Consider the following 19,648-nt stretch of genomic DNA (forward strand, 5'->3'; position numbering starts at 1 on the left):
CGAAATGTATGGTCCGCTCCGTCATTGCAAGGCGATTTGGAGGGCTGCTGACGATTGACAGTTTGCGTAAATGTATCCGGCCTCTCGCGAGTGGGCTGCTGTTGCAGCCAGGCCATGATGAGATGCGCGCATGCCGTTCCCACTAAGCTGGTTCGGGCGCGGAGCCCGCTTTCGACCGAAGGGCTTACGGCATGCCGATCGACTGTCTCGTCATCATTCTCCCGAGCCTCGCAATCTGCTTCCCGGGCGCTTCTACGGCATGAACGCAGGATCGCGTCGTTCGTAGAGCGCCCCCGGCTTCTGGATGATCACCCACGCAATGCGAGCGATCTTGTTGGCCAAGGCGACAGTCACCTTGTTGATGTGCATGCGCTGCTCCAGCGCATCGAGCCAGGCCCCGAGGGCGTGGCGTGTCCGATCCAGATGCATCAGACAGGATCGTGCGCCGTGGATCAGCAGGCGTCGGACATAGCCGTTGCCGCGCTTGCTGATCCCCAACAGGGTCTGCTTGCCGCCGGTTGAGTGTTCCCGCGGCACGAGTCCGAGCCAGGCTGCGAGGTCGCGCGCCCTCCTGAACTGGACGCCGCGGCCGACGGCCGCCAGGAGCGCGGAGGCGCCGAGGGGGCCGATGCCGGGAACCGTCATCAACCGCCGGGCGACGTCATCGCGCTGAACCAGCGCTTCGATCTCACGTGTGATCTGGGCGATCCGACCTTCGAGGCGCTCCAGGTCTTCGAACAAGCCTGTCACCAATCGGCGTATCGCCGGCGATAGATCATTCTCCTCATCGGCCACGACTCGCGGCAGATCCAGCTTGAAAACACCGGCGCCTTGCCTGATGGCGACACCATATTCGAGACAGAAGCCACGCATCTGGGTGATCAGGCGCGTGCGCTGCATCACCATCTGGTCCCGCACGCGATGCAAAGACTGGACGTCGATCTGCTCGATTGCCTTGACCTCGACGAACCGCATGGATGGGCGCGTCACCGCCTCCGCAATCGCTTCGGCATCCAGCGTGTCCGACTTGTTCGACTTCAGATATGGCTTCACGAATTGCGCAGGCATGATGCGCACGCGATGGCCGAGACCTTGGAGCTTGCGCGCGAGCCACTGCGAGCCAGGGCAGGCCTCCATGCCGACGAGAGCCGGCGCCGCGCGATCGAAGAACGCCAGCAAGGTCTCGCGCCGGAACTTCATCCGCCGCAGGAGCTGACCGCTCTGATCCACGCCGACGACGTGGAAGATGTTCTTGCCGAGATCCACACCGTAGACGGCGGCATCACAAGACTGATGCTGGCTCATGACTCTTCTCCTCCTGGATCGTCACAGCATGACGGTGGGAGACGGAGCGGACCATCCCATTAGCGGTGTTCAAGACGTGGATGCTCGCCACAGGGGCGAGCATGACGTCTCCGGGCCCCCGCGCGGCGGGGCTTCGCCGCCGGCGATGCCGGTCAGTCTTCGGATTGTTCCGGCTCCCCGGCCTGCCGCGCCAGCAGGCGGGCCTTCTTCGGCCCCTCGACCAGCGACTTGAAGACGCCGCGCAAGGTCCGCGCCTCCTGCTCGGTCATGTCGAGCCGGTGCAGGATGTCCCGCAGATTGGCGGTCATGACCGGCTTCTTGCCGGGCGGGAAGAAACCGCAGAGATCGAGCTCGCTCTCGAGATAGTCGAACATCGACAGGATCATCTCGCGCTTGGCCGGTGGGGAGGGGTTGTTCTCGCGGAAGGGCGGCTCGCCGCCAGTGGTCTTGAACCATTCATAGCCGTTGAGCAGCACGGCCTGGGCGAGGTTCAGCGAGGCGAAGGCAGGGTTGACCGGGAAGGTCAGGATCGCGTCGGCGAGGCTGATCTCCTCATTGGTGAGGCCGATGCGCTCGCGCCCGAACAGGATGCCGACGCGCTCGCCGCCACCGACGCGCCCCGCGACCTCGGGCATCGCCTCGGCCGGGGTGAGCACGCGCTTCATCTGGCCGCGCTCGCGGGCGGTCGTCGCCAGCACATGGTTGAGATCCGCGACGGCCTCGGCCGCGCTGGCAAAGAGGCGGGCGTTCTCGAGGATGTGCGTGGCGCCGGAGGCGGCCGCCGTCGCGCCCTTCTTCAGGCCGCCGCCGCTCGGCCAGCCGTCGCGCGGAGCGACGAGGCGCATCTCGGAGAGGCCGAAATTCGCCATGGCGCGGGCGCACATGCCGATATTCTCGGCCAGCTGCGGCTCGACCAGGATGACGATGGGGGCGGCGGCCTGGACGGCCGGGCGGGTGCGGTCGGTGCCGGAACCGGTCATGGGGAAATCAGGTCTTGTCTTTGCGATGAGGCTTGCGTCAGGCACGGGATGGCCGGGCGCGATGGGCAAGCTCATACGTCATGCTCGCCTTCGTGGCGAGCATCTACGTCTTGGATCCACGCTCGACAAGGAAGACGCGGATGGTCGGGACAAGCCCGACCATGACGAGGTGCGGAGCGTTCAGCCCGCGGCCTTCTCGACCGCGCGGAGCACGCGCAGCATGTTGCCGCCGGCGAGCTTGGCGAGGTTCTCTTCCGACCAGCCGCGGCGGATCAGCTCGGCGATCACCGACGGGAAGGTCGTGGTGTCCTCCAGCCCGTCCGGATTGACCCAGCCGAAGAAGTCCGAGCCGATGCCGACATGGTCGTGGCCGACACGCTTGGCGAGATATTCGACATGGTCGCAATATTCCGGAAGCGTCGCCTTCGGGCGCGGACCGGATTTGGCGGCGATCTCGGCCTCGACCTTCTCGTGGTCGATGCCTTCGGGGCTCTTGCCGTACTGGTCCTTGGCCGGGCGATGCCAGTCGCGCGAGGCCTGGCTGATGAAGTCCGGCACGAAGGTCGCCATGACGACGCCGCCATTGCCGGCGACGCGATCGAGCACGTCGTCGGGGACGTTGCGCGGATGGTCGCAGAGCGTGAAGGCGTTGGAATGCGACCAGACCACGGGCGCGCTGGAAACGTCGAGCGCGTCATGCATCACCTTGGGCGCGACATGGGCGAGATCGATCACCATGCCGAGCTTGTTCATCCGGCGCAGCACGTCCTTGCCGAAGCCGGTGAGGCCGTTATGGCGCGGGGCGTCGGTGGCGGAATCGCACCAGTCGGTGGTGTCGTTGTGGCAGAGCGTCATCAGGCGCACGCCGAGGTCGTAATAGGCGTCGAGCGCGTCGAGCTCGCCATCGACCGCAGAGCCGTTCTCGATGGTCATGAACAGGGCGATGCGCCCCTCGGCCTTGGCCGCCTCGACATCCGCGGCGGAGAGACCGGGACGGAAGGCGCTGGCATGGCGCTTGAGGATGTCGCGCATCAGCGCGATCTGGGCGAGCGCAAAGCCGGCGGGATTGGCCTGCTTCGGCGGGACATAGGCGGCGAAGAACTGCGCCGCCATCTTGCCGGCTTGCATGCGCGGGATGTCGGTGTCGCCCTCTTCATGGACCTTGTCGAGGCCGTAGACGGCGACATCGCCCCTGGCCTTGGCGTCCTTGCGGATGACGTAGGGCAGGTCGTTATGGCCGTCGATCAGCGGCACGCGATCGAGCAGGGCGAGAGCGGCGGCGTAGGCGTTGTCCTGGACGGGCGGTTTGGCGAGGGCCATGGCGGGGTCTCGGTCGGGAATCGGGAGCCGGATCGTGGCAGGGTGTGCGGCGGCAGGCGAGGGGGCGGGACGCAGGTCTGTCATCCCGCATGCGCTGCCGTGGTGTCATCCCGCTCGCGCCGCAGCGTTGCACGCTGCTGCGCAGATGCGGGACCGTCCGCAGAAAGAGGCGCCTTCTTGTCACGCGGTCCCGTGTCTGCGCAGCAGCGTTGCACGCTGCAGTGCGCACGGGATGACAGCGCCCTTCAGCAGGCGGCGCCTCAGACGAAGCGCGACGGCGCAAACGGCGCCGGGTCGACGAAGACCTTCTGGCCCGTGACCATCTCGGCGACCATGCGGCCGGTGACGGCGGCGAGCGTCAGGCCGTGATGGGCGTGGCCGAAGGAGAACCAGAGGCCCTTGTGCTTCGGCGCCGGGCCGATGATCGGCATCATGTCCGGGGTGCAGGGCCGGCGGCCAAGCCAGGGCTCGGCATCGAGGCGCTCGCCGAGCGGGAAGAGCGTCTTGGCGATGGGCTCGGCACGGGCGAGCTGGACCGGGGTCTTCGGCGCGTCGCGATCGGCGAATTCGGCGCCGGTGGTCAGGCGGATACCCTGCTGCATCGGCGCGAGGAAATAGCCGCGCTCGGTGTCGAGCACCGGATGGTTGAGCACCGCGTTGCCCTGCGCCTTGTAATGCATGTGGTAGCCGCGCTTGACCGCCAGCGGCAGGCGATAGCCAAGCTTGTTGGTCAGCACGTCGGCCCAGGGGCCGAGTGCGACGACGACGTCCTTGGCTTCGGCCTTGGTGCCGTCGGCGAGGGTGACGGTCCAGCCGGCGCCGCTCTGCACCAGCGTCGCGGCATCGCCGATGGCGAGCTTGCCGCCATGCTTCTCGAACAGCGCGACATAGGATTTCGACAGCCCGAGCGGATCGATGACGGTGACCGGGTCGGTCCAGTGCAGCCCGCCAATCAGGCTGGCATGGTCGAGATGCGGCTCCTCGGCCTTGAGGGTCGCCATGTCGAGGGCGCGGTAGTTCACGTCGAAATCGCGCTTCCAGCGGGCGGCCTCGGCCAGGCGCTCGTCGCGCTCCTTCTCGGTGCGGAACACCTTCATCCAGCCCTTGCGCCGCAGCAGCTCGGTCGCGCCGGCTTCCTGCGCGAGCACGTCGTGCTCGGTGACGCAGTGCTCGATCAGCTTCGCGTATTTGTGGGCGATGGCCTCGTGCTGCGAGGCGCGCGAATGCATCCAGTAGGAAAACAGGAAGGGCGCCAGCTTCGGGATCGCGCTCCAATGGTAGGAGGCGTCGATCGTGTTGTTCATCGCATAGCGAAAGAGCGCGCCGAAATCATGCGGGAAGCCGTAAGGGTAGACGCCCTCACGCTGGATCAGGCCGGCATTGCCGTAGCTCGTCTCCTCGCCGGGGCCACGCCGGTCGACGAGCAGCGTGGAGCGGCCGGCCTTCTGCAGATGGAGCGCGACCGAAATGCCGACGATGCCGGCGCCGAGAACGATCGTATCCACCTTCATGACCTGCTCCTGACAGCCCCTTTTCCCTGCAAAATAGCGGTTTGCGGCCGATTGTCAGCGCCGCGACCGGATTTTGCGCAGGATCGCCATATCTTTCGCAAGTTCTGCGCCAGGTTCCGCCGGATTGCCATTTTGGCCAGGGTCTCACGCATCCGCGCGCAATTTTATGCCGGCGCAGGACCGCCCCGCGCCAGGGGTAGGTGACGCTCGCTGCCCGATCAGCCAGTGTGCGGGCTGTTTCACGAATGATTCCAGAGCCGTGCCGATGCGTCCAGCCGCCTTCCTCGCCGCCGCGCTCGCATGGCTCGGGCGCTACGGTACGCAGGGCTTTGCGCTCTCGATCTTCCTCGGGCTGGCGCTTCCGCAGTTCTCGGCGGCGGCCCGACCGGTGCTGCCCATCACCATCTTCTGCTTCACCACCGTCGTGTTCATGCGCGTCGATCTCGGCATCACCGCCCGGCTGCTGCGCCGGCCGGCGAAGCTCGCGACGACCTGCCTGTGGCTCGTCGCCGCTCCGGTGCTGCTGATCGGTGGGGCATTGCTCCTCGTCGGCCGCGACAGTCTCGATCCGGGGATCGTGCTGGGCCTCGCGATCATGGGGGCGGCGCCGCCGATCATGTCGTCGCCGGCGGTGGCGATCCTCTACGGCTTCGAGCCGTCGCTGATCATCGCCAGCGTCATCGTCACCACCATCATCAGCCCGATCGTGGCGCCGCTGCTGGTCGAGTTGCTCGCGGGCGCGGCCGTGCCGCTCGATCGCTGGGCGCTGACGCTCAGGCTCCTGATCTTCATCGGCGGCGGCATGGCTGTGGCCTTCGCGCTGCGCGCCTGGCTCGGCATCGGGCGGATCCGGGCGATGAAGGCCAATCTCGACGGTTTCGGCGTGCTGATGTACTTCATCTTCGCCATCGCCGCGATGGACGGCGTCACCCGGGCGGCGCTCGACAATCCGCGGCTGGTGCTCTTCGTGCTGGCCTGTGTCTTCGCGGTTTCGGCGGGCGGGCTGGTCACCGCCTGGTTGGTGCTGCGGAGGCTGCCGGAATCGGAACGCTTCATGATCGGCTACGGCACGGGCCAGCGGAACATGGGGCTCCTCGTCGCGGCTCTCGGCGCCGGCGTCTCGCCGACCACCTTCCTGTTCTTCGCGCTGGCGCAGTTCCCGATCTATTTGCTGCCCTGGCTGCTTGGCGGCATCGCGGGCCGCATCCGGCGCCGGGAGGCTGCTGACGGGCGTTGACGCGGGCCCTTGCGAGGCTTTTCCCGTCGCAGGAGAGCCGCGCCATGATCACCCTCTATTCCGGGCCTCTGAGCCTGTTTTCGCGCAAGGTCGAGATCGCGCTGAACGAGAAGGGGCTCGCCTTCCAGCGCATCATGGTGCCGTTCAACCAGACGACGGGCTACGACCCCCGGCATCCCGAGGTGCTGGCGCTCAACCCGAAGCGGCAGGTGCCGGTGCTGACCGATTGCGGGCTCGTGCTCTACGATTCCACCGTGATCAACGAATATCTCGACGAGGCTTATCCCGAGCCGAAGCTGATGCCGGATACGCCGGTCGAGCGGGCGCGCTGCCGGCTCGACGAGCTCTATGGCGACGAGATCCTGTTCCAGGCCCTGAAGCCGCTGATGCATCGCACGGAGCCGCCCTCGCCGGATCGCGACCGCCGCATCGCGCAGGAAGCCGACGCGCTGATCGCCGAGGAAGGGCTGCTGCGCCATTACGATGTGCTGGAGCAGAAGCTGGCGGGGCGCGAGTTCTTCGGCGGCCGGCTCTCGCTGGCTGATATCGCGCTGTTCATGAGCATGCTCTTCATTCGGCGCCTCGGTGGCCCGTCGCTCGACGGCTATCCGGGGCTGGCGGAGTGGTATGCGCGCTTGAAGCTGCGCCCGGCCTTCGCGCAGGTGGTGGCGGAGATGGCGGAAGCCGACAGAAGGCTGTCCTTTCCGGTGAAATTGCGCTCCGCCTGATTGCGGTGGCCGCCCGGCGGGGATAAACCCGCCGCCATGACCCGCCCCATCCGTATCGCCCCTTCGATCCTCTCGGCCGATTTCGCCAAGCTCGGCGAGGAGGTGCGCGCGGTCGATGCGGCCGGTGCCGACTGGATCCACTGCGACGTGATGGACGGCCATTTCGTGCCGAACATCACCTTCGGCCCCGATGTGCTGAAGGCGATCCGCCCGCACACCCAGAAGTTCTTCGACGTGCATCTGATGATCGCGCCCGTCGATCCCTACATCGAAGCCTTCGCTAAGGCTGGCGCCGACCTGATCTCCTTCCATGTCGAGGCGGGCCCGCATCCGCACCGCACGCTGCAGGCGATCAAGGCCCAGGGGAAGCAGGCCGGCATCGTGCTCAACCCCGGCACGCCGGCGAGCGCCGCCGAGGCGTTGATCCAGGACGTCGACCTCATCCTGCTGATGACGGTCAATCCCGGCTTCGGCGGGCAGAGCTTCATCCATTCGGTGGTCGAGAAGGTCGCGCAGGTGAAGGCGCTGATCGGCGACCGGCCGATCGCGCTCGAGATCGATGGCGGCGTGACGCCGGAGACCGCGCCGCTGGTCGTGAAGGCCGGCGCCGACGCGCTGGTCGCGGGCTCGGCCGTGTTCAGGGGCGGGCCCTCCGCCTATGCCGGGAACATCGACGCAATCCGCAAGGCGGCGGAGGCCGCGCGCGGCGACTGGGTTTGAGATCATTGCCGTTTTCGGCGCCGGCCGTCATGGTCGGGCTTGTCCCGACCATCCGCGCGTTGGCAGATCGAGGGCGGCGTTCAAGTCGTGGATGCTCGCCACAAGGGCGAGCATGACGGCGGTGCAGAGGCTGAAACGAGCATGATCCCGCGCTATTCCCGCCCCGAGATGGTCGCCATCTGGGAGCCGCAGACCCGCTTCCGCATCTGGTTCGAGATCGAGGCCCATGCCACCGATCGCCTTGCCGAGCTCGGCGTGGTGCCGAAGGAGGCCGCCGCGACGATCTGGGCCAAGGCCAGGGATGCCGTCTTCGACGTCGAGCGCATCGACGAGATCGAGCGCGTCACCAAGCACGACGTCATCGCCTTCTTGACGCACCTCGCCGAGATCGTCGGACCTGAGGCGCGCTTCGTCCACCAGGGCATGACTTCGTCGGACATCCTCGACACCACGCTTTCGGTCCAGCTCGCCCGGGCTACCGATATCCTGATCGCCGATGTCGATGCGCTGCTGGCCGCGATCCGCCGTCGCGCCTTCGAGCACAAGCTCACCCCGACCATCGGCCGCTCGCATGGCATTCATGCCGAGCCGGTGACCTTCGGGCTCAAGCTCGCCCAGGCCTATGCCGAGTTCGACCGTTGCCGGGCGCGGCTCGTGGCGGCGCGGGCCGAGATCGCGACCTGCGCCATTTCGGGCGCGGTCGGCACCTTCGCCAACATCGATCCCAGCGTCGAGGAGTATGTCGCCGCGAAGATGGGTCTCAGCGTCGAGCCGGTCTCGACGCAGGTGATCCCGCGCGACCGCCATGCCATGTATTTTGCGACGCTCGGCGTCGTCGCCTCCTGTATCGAGCGGCTGGCGATCGAGATCCGGCACCTGCAGCGCACGGAAGTCTACGAGGCGGAGGAGTATTTCTCGCCGGGTCAGAAGGGCTCCTCGGCCATGCCGCACAAGCGCAACCCCGTGCTGACCGAGAACCTGACCGGCCTTGCCCGCCTGGTGCGCGGCATGGTCACGCCGGCGCTGGAGAACGTCGCGCTCTGGCACGAGCGGGACATCTCGCATTCCAGCGTCGAGCGCATGATCGGCCCGGATGCGACGGTGACGCTCGATTTCGCCTTGGCCCGGCTGACCGGCGTCGTCGACAAGCTGCTGGTCTACCCGCAGAACATGCGCAAGAATCTCGACCGGCTCGGCGGCCTGCACAATTCGCAGCGCGTCCTGTTGGCCTTGACCCAGGCCGGCGCCAGCCGCGAGGATGCCTATTCCATGGTCCAGCGCAACGCGATGCGCACTTGGGAGCATGGCGAGGACTTCCTCACCAACCTGCTCGCCGACAAGGACGTGGCGGAGAAGCTCTCGGCCTCCGAGCTCAAGGCGATGTTCGACGAGGGCTATCACTTCAAGCATGTCGACACGATCTTCCGCCGGGTCTTCGGCGAGGCCTGACGGTCTGGACTTCGGCCACGGCGGGGCTATCTAGGCCTGATGAAATCCTCCGACGTCGACATCCTCATCATCCCCGGCTGGTCGGGCTCCGGGCCCGAGCATTGGCAGAGCCGTTGGGAGGCGCGCCTCACGACGGCGCGCCGCGTGGTCCAGGACGACTGGTACAAGCCCTCGCGCCATGTCTGGGCCGAGCGGATCGTGCAGGCTGTGCGTAGCGCGACGCGGCCCGTCGTGCTGGTGGCGCATTCGGCCGGTTGCAGCGCCGTCGCCTTTGCCGCCGAGCATCTGCATCCCGGCGAGGTCGCCGGCGCCTTCCTGGTCGCGCCGGCTTCCGAGAAGGCGAAGGGCGCGGTTCCCGGAATGGGCCCCGACTTCATCGCGCATCGCCGCGAGAGGCTGCCTTTCCCTTCGGTGCTGATCGCCAGCGCGAGCGATCCCTATTGCACGCAGGACGAGGCGCGGGAGCTGGCGGAGGCCTGGGGCTCGGAATTCGTCGATGCCGGCGATAGCGGCCATCTCAACAGTGAGTCCGGGCATGGCCCCTGGCCGGACGGCCTGCTGCGTTTCGCCGGATTTCTCAAGAGCTTGAGTGCTGTGCCTCAGAGATTGAGTCAGTAGTCGCGCTCGTCTTCTCCCGAACCATGCGGGATGTCCCGCGGATGCGAGGCCGATGAGCATCGAACCATTCTCCGATCCGCAGGCCGTCGCCCGCTACGCCGAAGGGCCGCCACGCCAGGTGCCCGGCTTCGCCGATCTGCAGCGCATGGTCCTGCTCCTGCTGGCGGAGCGTGCGCCCGACGATGCGCGGGTGCTGGTGCTCGGCGCTGGCGGCGGGTTGGAGCTCAAGGCCTTCGCCGAGGCTCGACCGAGCTGGCGGTTCGACGGGGTCGACCCGTCGGCCGAGATGTTGGATCTCGCGCGGCGGACGCTGGGGCCGCTGGCCGCTCGCGCGATCTTGCATCATGGGCTGATCGACACCGCGCCGGCCGGGCCGTTCGACGCCGCGACATGCCTCCTGACCCTGCATTTCGTCGCGCGCGAGGAGCGGCTGGGCACGCTCCGGGAACTCCGCGGCCGCCTCAGGCCCGGTGCGCCCCTGGTTGTCGCCCATTTCAGCTTCCCGCAGGGGGAGGGCGAGCGCGACCTCTGGCTCTCGCGCTATGCCGCCTTCGCGGCCGCCTCCGGCATCGAGCCGTCGCAGGCGGAGAAGGCACGCGCAACGATCGCCGCGCGCCTGCCGATCCTCGCGCCCGAAGAGGATGAGCAGCTCCTGCGCGACGCCGGTTTCGGCACGGTCAGCCTGTTCTATGCCGGCTTCGCCTTCCGCGGCTGGGTGGCTTACGCGTAAACGACCGCGACAGGCGCTCGCCGCTGTAAGGGCCTCCGGCAGCGCGGCGACCGGCTGTGGTGCGCGCTCGGCCGTGAAGCGGCCGTCGCGCCGACCTTTCGGAGAGGTTTGCGACGCGGCGGGACAGTCAGGCCCGCGCTTGATCCGCGACATTCATCGACGTCCGACGACTGACCGGTGCAGGCTGAGGGGCGCGTCATCCAGTCGCTGGATTTCTAATTAGAATAATTCTAAAGACAGGGGCATTGCTTGTGCGCTGGATGACGTCATGCCCGCTCTGTTCTCCATGTTCCGGCCTGCCCGACGGCAGTTCGACGATCTGAGCGCGCAGGAAGTCCTGTCGCTCGCGATTCTCGCAGAGGAAGAGGACGGCCGCATCTATGCGGCCTACGCTGCCAACCTGGCCAAGGACTATCCCGCATCGGCGGCGATGTTCGATGCCATGGCTGCGGAGGAGAATGAGCATCGCAGCGCCTTGCTGGATCTCTACGTCCGTCGGTTCGGCCCCACGATCATCCCCATTCGCCGGGAACACGTCGAAGGGTTCTATGCGCGAAAGCCTCTGTGGCTGGTGAAATCTCTGCCTCTGGAGCGCGCCCGTGCGGATGCCGCCGACATGGAACGGCAGGCGGAAGCCTTCTACCGGCTGGCGGCGTCGCGCAGCACCGATGCGGAAACGCGCAAGCTGCTCGGAGACCTCGCGGCCGCCGAAGCGAAGCACGAGCGCAAGGCTCTGTCTCTCGAAGGCGAATTGACGACCGGCGACGAAGGCAAGGCCGAGCAGGACCAGGCCAAGCGCCAGTTCGTGCTGACCTGGGTCCAGCCCGGCCTTGCCGGGTTGATGGACGGCTCGGTTTCGACCCTGGCGCCGATCTTCGCGACGGCGTTCGCCACGCAGAACCCCTGGACGACCTTCCTGATCGGCCTGTCCGCCTCAATTGGCGCCGGCATTTCGATGGGGTTCACCGAGGCGGCGCATGACGACGGCAAGTTGTCAGGGCGCGGCTCGCCCTGGAAGCGCGGGCTGGCCTCCGGCGTCATGACGACGATCGGCGGCCTGGGACATGCGCTGCCTTACCTCATCCCGCACTTCTGGACGGCGACGGCCATCGCACTCTGCGTCGTGTTCGTCGAGCTCTGGGTGATTGTCTGGATCCAGAACCGGTTCATGGAGACCCCGATCGGCCGGGCGATGTTCCAGATCATCCTGGGAGGGCTCCTCGTCCTGGCCACTGGCATCCTCATCGGCGGCGCGTAAAGGACCGAGACCCACCATGCTGCACAACCCCGACCAAGCCCGGTACGACACGGCCAGCATCGCCTTCCACTGGCTGACCGCCATGCTCGTCCTGCTGCTCTGGCTCATGGCTCAGAGCGAAGCCCTGCTGCCGCGCGAATGGCGCCATGGCATGTGGTCGTTTCACATCACGGCCGGAGCAATTCTCGTCCTGGTCTACTGTGCCCGCCTGCTTTGGCTGACCTCGTCGGCAATACGCCCGGCATCCGTCAACGACGGCGCATTGCGGCTGGCTGAGCAAGCCGCACATGGGCTCCTGTATGCCCTGCTTGCGGCAACCCTCGTTCTCGGCATCGTCAATGTCGCGGTCAGGGGCTGGGACTTGTTCGGGCTGCTGCAGATACCGGGTTTTGCGCCGGAAGACCGGCCTCTGCGCCGTTCCATCAACGGCTGGCACGAGCTTGCCGCCAATGTGCTGCTCAGTCTCGCCGCGGGGCATGCCCTGGCGGCGCTGTACCATCAGTTCGTGCGCAGGGACGGTGCGCTCAAGCGGATGTGGTTCGCGCGGCGGCGGGCTCCCTGAGCCGGGCCGGTCCGGCAAGCGCCATGGTGCCTGCCGACCGGTTCTGCCGGGGGCTTCGTCTGGCCCGGCTGAGACATCCAGGGCGTTCGGCGGCTTGTCTCCCGCCAACAAGAAGCCCGCCCCGGATGGTCCGGGGCGGGCTCTGTCCTGTCGGGCCGATCAGCCGCGATCAGTTCTCGACATAGGTGATCTTGCCATCGGCACCCTTCTTCCAGGTGTAGACGGTGTAGTCCGGACGAGTGATGTCGCCCTTCTTGTCGAAGCCGATGTCGCCGATCACGGTCTTGACCGGCTCACCCTTGTGCAGCGCCTCAGCGATCTTCTTCGGATCGGTCGAGTTCGCGCGCTTGGCGCCCTCGGCCATGATCTGGACGGCGGCGTAGCTGTACAGGGTATAGGCTTCCGGCTTGAAGTTCTTGGCCTCGAACTTCTTGACGACGGCGGCCGCTTCCGGGCGCTTCTGCGGATCGGGCGGGAAGGTCATCAGCGTGCCTTCGACGCCGGGGCCGCCGATCGTGGCGAACTCGTCGGTGGTGATGCCGTCACCCGAGACGAGCACGGTCTTCAGGCCTTGATCGCGCATCTGGCGCACGATCAGGCCGCCTTCGGTGTGCAGGCCACCCCAGTAGAGGTAGTCGGCACCGGCCGCCTTGATCTTCGAGACGAGCGCCGAGAAGTCCTTCTCGCCGGCATTGACGCCTTCGTAGAGCACTTCCTTGACGCCGCCGGCGTTGAGGCCCTTCTTGGTCTCGTCGGCGAGGCCCTGGCCATAGGTCGTCTTGTCGTGGACGATGGCGATCTTCTTGTCCTTGAAGTTCTTCAGCAGATAGGCCGAGGCGACGCCGCCCTGCTGGTCGTCACGGCCGCAGGTGCGGAAGGTGTTCCACAGGCCGCGCTCGGTGATCTTCGGGTTCGTGGCCGAAGGCGAGATCATCAGGAGGCCGTTCTCGGCATAGACTTCCGACGCCGGCATGGTGACGCCGGAGTTGAAGTGGCCGAGGACCCATTTCACGCCGTCGCCGACGAACTTGTTGGCGACCGAGACGCCCTGCTTCGGATCGGAGACGTCGTCGCCGACGGTCACCGTGATCTTCTGGCCGAGGACGCCGCCGGCGGCGTTGATATCCTCGACGGCCTGCTCGGCGCCGTTCTTGAGCTGCGCGCCGAACGCGGCGTTGGGGCCGGTGATCGGGCCGCCGACGCCGAGCTTGATCTGCGCATTGGCCACGCCCGAGAAGGCGAGGACCGCGCCGAGCGCAATGCCGCCCAACAGCAGTTTCTTCATGTGATGCAACTCCCCTCTATTGATTGACAACGGGCTGGACGGACCGCCCGTCTCGGCGCGTTTTCGCCACCGTAAACCGCAGTCTTGCGCTTTTTCGGTGGACTGTCACGCGACAAGCTCGTGAGCCTTTCAGCGCAGTTCAGGCCGGATTTCGACGCCGGCGCGGGGCTTCCAGCCGAAGGGGCCGGTACGCTCGAAAAGCCAGTGATATTGCCGCGTCATCTGCTTGGCGCGGGTGTAGCGCCAGCCCGCGAAGCCGAAGGCGAGCAGCACGACGCAGTCGACGATGTAGTAGTGCAGCGTCAGCAACGTGGCCTGGAAGAGCGCGAAATGGATGAAGCGCACGAACAGGCCGAGGATCATCATGTAGACGACGAGCTGCCAGTTCGGCCGCCAGGTCAGGGCGATGGCGCGCCCGGCCATCCAGGCGAGCCAGCCGCCCATGATCACCGTGACCAGCAGGAAGAGCCAGATCGTCGGTTCTTCGTAGAGGATGCCCTGCATCTCTTGCTCCCGGCGTTATTCGGCGTTGGAAGCGGCTGACATCGCCACAGCGATGACATGGGCAGGATGCAGCCGTCTCTCATCAAAAAGTTGCAGCGGCAAGCGCATATCCTTGCCGCCGGGGCTCAATGCCGGCCGCCTTCGAGATAGGCGGCGCGGACCTGCGGGTTGGCGAGCAGATCCTTGCCAGAGCCGCTCATCGTGATGACGCCGTTGACCATGACGTAGCCGCGATGGGCGAGCTTGAGGGCGTGGAAGGCGTTCTGCTCGACGAGGAAGACGGTCAGCCCCTGCGTGCGGTTGAGCTCCCGGATCGCCTCGAAGATCTGCTTCACGATCAGCGGCGCCAGGCCGAGCGAAGGTTCGTCGAGCAGGAGCAGTTTCGGGCGCGCCATCAGGGCCCGCGCGATCGCGACCATCTGCTGCTCGCCGCCCGAGAGCGTGCCGCCGCGCTGCTGCAGGCGCTCCTTGATGCGCGGAAAGAGCACGCAGATCTTCTCGAGATCTTCGTCGAAATGCTCGAAATTGCGGACGGCGGCGCCCATCTGCAGGTTCTCGAACACCGTCATGCGCGGGAAGATGCGTCTTCCTTCCGGGGACTGAGCGATACCCAGCCTCGCGATCTCGTGGCTCGGCATCCGCGTGATGTCGCGGCCCTCGTAAGTGATCGAGCCTTCGCGCGCCTGAGGATTGCCGAAGATCGTCATCATCAGCGTGGATTTGCCGGCGCCGTTGGCGCCGATCATGGTGACGATCTCGCCGGCATTGACGTCGATGTCGACGCCCTTCAACGCGATGATCTTGCCGTAATAGGTCTTGACGCCGCGGACGGCGAGGAGAGGCTGGGCCACAGTCACGAGATGCCGACCTCCGCTTCGACCTCATCGACCTCCTCGTCGTCGACGCCGAGATAGGCGGCGATGACCTTCGGATCGGCCTGCACCTCCGCCGGCGTGCCGTCGGCGATCTTGGTGCCGTAGTCGAGGACCACGACATGGTCCGAGATTTCCATGACGACCGACATGTCGTGCTCGATCAGCAGCAGCGCCGTGCCCAGATCCGCGCGGATCGAGAGCAGCAGCGTATTGAGGTCGAGGCTCTCGCGCGGGTTGAGGCCCGCGGCCGGCTCGTCGAGGCAGAGCAGCACCGGATCGGTGCACATGGCGCGCGCGATCTCGAGCCGGCGCTGGTCGCCATAGGGCAGGTCGGCGGCCGGATCGTCGGCGCGATGGGTGAGGTTGATCTTGTCGAGCCAGAACTTGGCCTTCTCGATCGCCTCCTTCTCGCGGGCCTTGTAGCCGCCGATGCCGAGCACGCCCAGGAAGGTGAAGCCCGAGGCGATCATCAGCGGGTTGTGCTGGGCGATGAGCAGGTTCTCCAGCACCGTCATGCCGCCGAAGAGGCGAATGTTCTGGAAGGTGCGGGCGACCTTGGCCTTCCAGGAGATGCGGAAGTCCGGCATGCGCTCGAGCAGGAAGCTCGCGCCGTTGTCATGGTTGAGCGAAACCAGGCCCTGCGTCGGCTTGTAGAAGCCGGTGATGCAGTTGAAGACCGTGGTCTTGCCGGCGCCGTTGGGGCCGATCAGCGCCGTGATCTCCCCCTTGTGCGCCTGGAAGCTGAGGTCGTTGACGGCGGTGAGGCCGCCGAAGCGCATGGTGACGCGCTCGACTTCGAGCAGGGCGCGCCCTCTGGAATCGACGCTGGGCATCAGCCGTGGCCCTCCTGGACGAGGTCGGCCGAGATCGTCTTCTTTTCCTTGAGGAAGGCCGTCGGTTCGCGCACCGAGATCAGGCCGCGCGGCTTCCAGATCATGATCACGACCATGGCGAAGCCGAAGATCAGCATGCGGTACTTGGTCGGGTCGAAGTCGGGTCCGAAGACCTGCTTCAGGAAGTCGAGCTCGCGCAGCAACTCGGTGCCGCCGATCATCGCGATCGCCGCGATGGCGCAGCCCCAGAGCGAGCCCATGCCGCCGAGCACGACGATGGCGAGGATGACCGCAGACTCCATGAAGACGAAGGACTCGGGCGAAATGAAGCCCTGGCGCGCCGCGAAGAACGAGCCGGCGAAGCCGCCGAACATGGCGCCGAGCGAGAAGGCGGTGAGCTTGGTGTTGGTGGTGTTGATGCCGAGCGAGCGGCAGGCGATCTCGTCCTCGCGCAGCGCTTCCCAGGCGCGTCCGACCGGCAGCCTGCGCAGGCGCAGCGTGACGAAGGCCGTCAGCAGGGCCAGGCAGAGGATGAGATAGTAGAGGAAGATCGTTCGGTAGATCGGCGAGAATTCGAGCCCGAACACCGCCGCGAAGCCGTCATCCGCCGCCGTGAAGGGAATACCGAAGAAGGTCGGGCGCGGGATGCCGGAGATGCCGGCGTAGCCGTTGGAGAACTCCGTCCAGTTGACCAGCACGAGCCGGATGATCTCGCCGAAGGCGAGCGTCACGATGGCGAGATAGTCGCCGCGCAGGCGCAGCACCGGGAAGCCGAGCAGCATGCCCCAGAACGAGGCGAGGATGCCGGCGAGCGGCAGCAGGATCCAGAAGGACAGGCCGAAATTCTTGGCGAGCAGCGCGTAGGAATAGGCGCCGACCGCGTAGAAGGCGACATAGCCGAGGTCGAGCAGGCCGGCGAGGCCGACGACGATGTTCAGCCCCCAGCCGAGCATGACGTAGATCAGGATCTGGACGCCGAAATTGTCGATCCATTTCAGCGCGCCGCCCCAGCCGGCAAGCCCGATCGCGATCGCCGGGAAGCTGACCAGGAAACCGAGGCCGAACAGCGAGAACAGCCGCGAATGGCGCTGGAAGAAGGCGATGGTGCCGTGCGGCAGCAGGCGCACGGCCGCCTTCGCCTCGCGTCGGCCCTGCTGGCGCAGCGCCACCAGCAGGCGGCCGACGAAGACGATGCCGACCGCCCAGGCGACGGCGTCCCAGCGCGGATCGAGCACCAGGACATTATCCATGTTCTGGCGCGTGCCCCAGGCGATGATCGGGATGCACAGGCCGAGCGTGACGAGGGCGGCGAAGCCGGCCTCCTTGAAGGCGGCCTTGAGATCGCGGCCGGGCGCGGCGGTCGGTTTGCTCGCCATGGCGTCAGACCTTCTCGACTTCCGGGCGGCCGAGGATGCCCGAGGGCATGAAGACCAGCACGATCGCCAGGATCGCGAAAGCCGCGACATCCTTGTAGTCGATGGTGAAATAGGCCGACCACATCACCTCGATCAGGCCGATCAGCAGGCCGCCGAGGACGGCGCCGGGCAGCGAGCCGATGCCGCCGAGCACCGCCGCGGTGAAGGCCTTGACGCCCGGCGTGAAGCCGTCGGCGAAGTTCACCACACCGTAGAGCACAAGGTACATCACGCCGGCGACGGCTGCGAGGGCCGCGCCCATCACGAAGGTGATCGAGATGGTGCGGTCGACGTCGATGCCGAGGAGCGCCGCCATCTTGCGATCCTGCTCGCAGGCGCGCTGGGCCCGGCCGAGCGGGGTCTTCTGCACGACGTACCAGAACGCCGCGAGCAGCAGCGCCGTGGTCACGACGATGACGATCTGCTTGTAGGAGATCTGGACGGAGTATGTCGCGCTCTCGATCAGCGTGATCGACTTGTTGAGCAGCGGCGGGATCGACTTGTTGCGCGGACCCTGCACGACCTGCACGAAGTTCACCAGGAAGATCGACATGCCGATCGCCGAGATCAGCGGCGCCAGGCGAAAGGAGCCGCGCAGCGGCCGATAGGCGAGGCGCTCGATCGTCCAGTTCCAGAGCGAGGTGAAGAACATCGCCAGGGCCAGCACCAGGACCAGCGCCAGCATGACCATTCCGGCGCCCATCCCGAGGACGGAGGTGATCAGCATAAAGAAGATCAGGGCGATGAAGGCCGAGAGCATGAAAATGTCGCCGTGGGCGAAGTTCACCATGCCGATGATGCCGAAAACCATCGTGTAGCCGATGGCGATGAGACCGTAGATCGATCCCAGTGTCAGCCCGTTGATGAGCTGCTGCAGGAAGACTTCCATTGACGACGCCGACCCCTCGAACCAGCTCCCGTTCTCGTCATCGACATGACGTCGACGCATGCGGGATGCGATTTCATTGTAGAGCTACCAATGGCTTGCGCCAGCGACAATCGCTCCGAGCCAATTTTCTGTCAAAAGCAATTACGAACGAAACGCCTCGAAATTGTGCAGAATACTCTGCGTGCCCGCGCGCATTTCGCGCATGATGATTGCGTTGCTGCAGAGCGTCCTCGCGCCCCCAACGCCCGCCGGGAGCGTTCGATCCATGCATCGGAAGGGTGGCGGACGGCGGAAAACGCAGGGCGATCGCCCGCTCGAAACGGGCTGCGACGCCATGCCCCGGATGCCGGCCCGCGCCATCTCTCAGGCCTTGTCCGCGAGCTGGAAGCCGTGGGCGAGCGGGTCGCGGTCGTCGATGAAGATCGTGTTGTAGCCCGTCATCCGTGCCCAGCCTTCGATCGAGGGAATGATCGCGTCGTGATTCCCGACCTTGGCGGCGGCTTCGACCCGGCCGCGGAACAGGGTGCCGATGATGCTCTCATGGACGAAGTCGTCGCCGGGTCTGAGTCGGCCCTTCGCCGCCCATTGCGCCATGCGCGCCGAGGTGCCGGTGCCGCAGGGCGAGCGGTCGAGCGCCTTGTCGCCGTAGAAGACGGCGTTGCGGGCATGGGCGTCGGGTTTCGTCGGGGCGCCGGTCCAGAGGATGTGGCTGAGGCCGCGGATCGCCGGATTCTCGGGATGCACGAATTCGTAGCGCGCGTTGAGGGCGGCGCGCAGCTTCGGGCTCCAGCGCAGCAGGTCGGACGGGTTGACGTCGGCGATGTCGCGGATCGCGGGTTGCGGATCCACGATCGCGTAGAAATTGCCGCCATAGGCGACGTCGACGGTCAGGGGGGCGAGCCCCTCGATCTCGACGGCGAGATCCGTCGCATGGAGATAGGAGGCGATGTTGGTGATGCGGACGCTGTCGACATAGGGGCCGTTGCGGCTGTAGCGCGCCGTCACCAGCCCCGCGGGGGTGTCGATCTTCAGCACGCCTTCCTCGCGCGGCGTCACGAGGCCGCGTTCCAGCGCCATCGTCACCGTGCCGATCGTGCCGTGGCCGCACATCGGCAGGCAGCCCGAAGTCTCGATGAACAGGAAGGCGATGTCGGCGTCCGGCCGGGTCGGCGGGTAGAGGATGGCGCCCGACATCATGTCGTGGCCGCGCGGCTCGAACATCAGCCCGGTGCGGATCCAGTCGTATTCGGCGAGGAAATGGGCGCGCTTCTCGACCATGTCCGCGCCATTCAGCTGCGGCGCGCCGCCGGCGACGAGGCGCACGGGGTTCCCGCAGGTGTGGCCGTCCACGCAGAAAAAGGTGTGTGTGGTCATGCTGTTGGCTCTGGCGGCTTCGGGTTTGATTCAAGCGTGCGGGGGCTCGGAAAGT

General features: G+C 66.5%; 18 protein-coding genes and 1 pseudogene. 8 read left to right on the forward strand and 11 right to left on the reverse strand.

The window, feature by feature from the left end; translation table 11 throughout:
- Window positions 1-252 precede the first annotated feature (252 nt).
- The 4 genes from B5Y19_RS19950 to B5Y19_RS19965 form a co-directional block, all read right to left on the reverse strand.
- Window positions 253-1,305: an IS110 family RNA-guided transposase gene (locus B5Y19_RS19950; protein ID WP_079590925.1), complete on the reverse strand. Its 1,053-nt coding sequence runs from the start codon at window positions 1,303-1,305 to the stop codon at window positions 253-255.
- A gap of 152 nt (window positions 1,306-1,457) precedes the next feature.
- The gene (locus B5Y19_RS19955; RefSeq protein WP_055727965.1) at window positions 1,458-2,285 is read right to left on the reverse strand and encodes an RNA methyltransferase; all 828 of its coding nucleotides are present in this window, start codon (window positions 2,283-2,285) and stop codon (window positions 1,458-1,460) included.
- A gap of 180 nt (window positions 2,286-2,465) precedes the next feature.
- Window positions 2,466-3,605, reverse strand: coding sequence for a dipeptidase (locus tag B5Y19_RS19960; RefSeq protein WP_055727964.1), 1,140 nt, complete (start codon window positions 3,603-3,605; stop codon window positions 2,466-2,468).
- Between the two features lie 260 nt (window positions 3,606-3,865).
- Window positions 3,866-5,116: an NAD(P)/FAD-dependent oxidoreductase gene (locus tag B5Y19_RS19965; RefSeq protein WP_079591988.1), complete on the reverse strand. Its 1,251-nt coding sequence runs from the start codon at window positions 5,114-5,116 to the stop codon at window positions 3,866-3,868.
- Between the two features lie 265 nt (window positions 5,117-5,381).
- On the opposite strand from B5Y19_RS19965, the gene B5Y19_RS19970 reads away from it, so the two are divergent.
- The 8 genes from B5Y19_RS19970 (at window position 5,382) to B5Y19_RS20005 (ending at window position 12,418) form a co-directional block, all read left to right on the forward strand.
- Window positions 5,382-6,353, forward strand: coding sequence for a bile acid:sodium symporter family protein (locus B5Y19_RS19970; protein ID WP_055727962.1), 972 nt, complete (start codon window positions 5,382-5,384; stop codon window positions 6,351-6,353).
- 44 nt (window positions 6,354-6,397) lie between these two features.
- Window positions 6,398-7,081, forward strand: a complete 684-nt coding sequence (locus B5Y19_RS19975; RefSeq protein ID WP_244555658.1) for a glutathione S-transferase family protein — start codon at window positions 6,398-6,400, stop codon at window positions 7,079-7,081.
- 36 nt (window positions 7,082-7,117) lie between these two features.
- Window positions 7,118-7,801: a ribulose-phosphate 3-epimerase gene (gene rpe / locus B5Y19_RS19980; RefSeq protein ID WP_055727961.1), complete on the forward strand. Its 684-nt coding sequence runs from the start codon at window positions 7,118-7,120 to the stop codon at window positions 7,799-7,801.
- A gap of 141 nt (window positions 7,802-7,942) precedes the next feature.
- Window positions 7,943-9,250, forward strand: coding sequence for an adenylosuccinate lyase (purB, locus tag B5Y19_RS19985; protein WP_055727960.1), 1,308 nt, complete (start codon window positions 7,943-7,945; stop codon window positions 9,248-9,250).
- Between the two features lie 39 nt (window positions 9,251-9,289).
- Entirely contained in the window at window positions 9,290-9,868 is a 579-nt protein-coding gene (locus tag B5Y19_RS19990) for an RBBP9/YdeN family alpha/beta hydrolase (protein WP_055727959.1), read from the forward strand.
- A 58-nt stretch (window positions 9,869-9,926) separates the two neighbouring features.
- Window positions 9,927-10,598: a class I SAM-dependent methyltransferase gene (locus tag B5Y19_RS19995; RefSeq protein WP_139384497.1), complete on the forward strand. Its 672-nt coding sequence runs from the start codon at window positions 9,927-9,929 to the stop codon at window positions 10,596-10,598.
- Window positions 10,599-10,866: 268 nt separating this feature from the next.
- A complete protein-coding gene (gene mbfA / locus B5Y19_RS20000; protein ID WP_055727957.1) occupies window positions 10,867-11,856 on the forward strand; it encodes an iron exporter MbfA in 990 nt (329 codons plus the stop codon).
- A gap of 16 nt (window positions 11,857-11,872) precedes the next feature.
- Window positions 11,873-12,418, forward strand: a complete 546-nt coding sequence (locus tag B5Y19_RS20005) for a cytochrome b (protein ID WP_055727956.1) — start codon at window positions 11,873-11,875, stop codon at window positions 12,416-12,418.
- Window positions 12,419-12,587: 169 nt separating this feature from the next.
- On the opposite strand, the gene B5Y19_RS20010 is transcribed toward B5Y19_RS20005, so the two are convergent.
- The 7 genes and pseudogenes from B5Y19_RS20010 to B5Y19_RS20040 form a co-directional block, all read right to left on the reverse strand.
- Window positions 12,588-13,703: a branched-chain amino acid ABC transporter substrate-binding protein gene (locus tag B5Y19_RS20010; RefSeq protein WP_055727955.1), complete on the reverse strand. Its 1,116-nt coding sequence runs from the start codon at window positions 13,701-13,703 to the stop codon at window positions 12,588-12,590.
- 129 nt (window positions 13,704-13,832) lie between these two features.
- The gene (locus B5Y19_RS20015; RefSeq protein ID WP_055727954.1) at window positions 13,833-14,207 is read right to left on the reverse strand and encodes a DUF6867 family protein; all 375 of its coding nucleotides are present in this window, start codon (window positions 14,205-14,207) and stop codon (window positions 13,833-13,835) included.
- 125 nt (window positions 14,208-14,332) lie between these two features.
- Entirely contained in the window at window positions 14,333-15,064 is a 732-nt protein-coding gene (locus B5Y19_RS20020; RefSeq protein WP_055727953.1) for an ABC transporter ATP-binding protein, read from the reverse strand.
- Window positions 15,065-15,084: 20 nt separating this feature from the next.
- Window positions 15,085-15,915: pseudogene (locus B5Y19_RS20025) on the reverse strand (ABC transporter ATP-binding protein); the annotation flags it as partial.
- Window positions 15,915-17,291 carry a high-affinity branched-chain amino acid ABC transporter permease LivM gene (livM, locus tag B5Y19_RS20030; protein ID WP_079591989.1) on the reverse strand — a complete coding sequence of 459 codons (1,377 nt, stop codon included), beginning with the start codon at window positions 17,289-17,291 and terminating at the stop codon, window positions 15,915-15,917. The pseudogene B5Y19_RS20025 and the gene livM, both read right to left, overlap by 1 nt.
- A gap of 4 nt (window positions 17,292-17,295) precedes the next feature.
- Window positions 17,296-18,219 (reverse strand): ABC transporter permease subunit, encoded by a 924-nt coding sequence (locus B5Y19_RS20035; RefSeq protein ID WP_055727950.1) that lies wholly within the window; start codon window positions 18,217-18,219, stop codon window positions 17,296-17,298.
- A 363-nt stretch (window positions 18,220-18,582) separates the two neighbouring features.
- Window positions 18,583-19,593 carry a 4-hydroxyproline epimerase gene (locus B5Y19_RS20040; protein ID WP_055727949.1) on the reverse strand — a complete coding sequence of 337 codons (1,011 nt, stop codon included), beginning with the start codon at window positions 19,591-19,593 and terminating at the stop codon, window positions 18,583-18,585.
- Between the last annotated feature and the right edge of the window lie 55 nt (window positions 19,594-19,648).

It is taken from the genome of Allobosea thiooxidans (assembly GCF_900168195.1).
Lineage (GTDB): Bacteria > Pseudomonadota > Alphaproteobacteria > Rhizobiales > Beijerinckiaceae > Allobosea > Allobosea thiooxidans.

What these genes read in the sequence shown, in the direction of transcription:
- B5Y19_RS20005 (WP_055727956.1), top strand. Translation starts at nt 11,873, where the DNA reads ATGCTGCACAACCCCGACCAAGCCCGGTACGACACGGCCAGCATCGCC.
- B5Y19_RS19975 (WP_244555658.1), top strand. Translation starts at nt 6,398, where the DNA reads ATGATCACCCTCTATTCCGGGCCTCTGAGCCTGTTTTCGCGCAAGGTC.
- B5Y19_RS20010 (WP_055727955.1), bottom strand. Translation starts at nt 13,703, where the DNA reads ATGAAGAAACTGCTGTTGGGCGGCATTGCGCTCGGCGCGGTCCTCGCC.
- B5Y19_RS20035 (WP_055727950.1), bottom strand. Translation starts at nt 18,219, where the DNA reads ATGGAAGTCTTCCTGCAGCAGCTCATCAACGGGCTGACACTGGGATCG.
- B5Y19_RS19950 (WP_079590925.1), bottom strand. Translation starts at nt 1,305, where the DNA reads ATGAGCCAGCATCAGTCTTGTGATGCCGCCGTCTACGGTGTGGATCTC.
- rpe (WP_055727961.1), top strand. Translation starts at nt 7,118, where the DNA reads ATGACCCGCCCCATCCGTATCGCCCCTTCGATCCTCTCGGCCGATTTC.
- livM (WP_079591989.1), bottom strand. Translation starts at nt 17,291, where the DNA reads ATGGCGAGCAAACCGACCGCCGCGCCCGGCCGCGATCTCAAGGCCGCC.
- B5Y19_RS19955 (WP_055727965.1), bottom strand. Translation starts at nt 2,285, where the DNA reads ATGACCGGTTCCGGCACCGACCGCACCCGCCCGGCCGTCCAGGCCGCC.
- B5Y19_RS19965 (WP_079591988.1), bottom strand. Translation starts at nt 5,116, where the DNA reads ATGAAGGTGGATACGATCGTTCTCGGCGCCGGCATCGTCGGCATTTCG.
- B5Y19_RS20040 (WP_055727949.1), bottom strand. Translation starts at nt 19,593, where the DNA reads ATGACCACACACACCTTTTTCTGCGTGGACGGCCACACCTGCGGGAAC.
- B5Y19_RS20015 (WP_055727954.1), bottom strand. Translation starts at nt 14,207, where the DNA reads ATGCAGGGCATCCTCTACGAAGAACCGACGATCTGGCTCTTCCTGCTG.
- B5Y19_RS19990 (WP_055727959.1), top strand. Translation starts at nt 9,290, where the DNA reads ATGAAATCCTCCGACGTCGACATCCTCATCATCCCCGGCTGGTCGGGC.
- mbfA (WP_055727957.1), top strand. Translation starts at nt 10,867, where the DNA reads ATGCCCGCTCTGTTCTCCATGTTCCGGCCTGCCCGACGGCAGTTCGAC.
- purB (WP_055727960.1), top strand. Translation starts at nt 7,943, where the DNA reads ATGATCCCGCGCTATTCCCGCCCCGAGATGGTCGCCATCTGGGAGCCG.
- B5Y19_RS19960 (WP_055727964.1), bottom strand. Translation starts at nt 3,605, where the DNA reads ATGGCCCTCGCCAAACCGCCCGTCCAGGACAACGCCTACGCCGCCGCT.
- B5Y19_RS19970 (WP_055727962.1), top strand. Translation starts at nt 5,382, where the DNA reads ATGCGTCCAGCCGCCTTCCTCGCCGCCGCGCTCGCATGGCTCGGGCGC.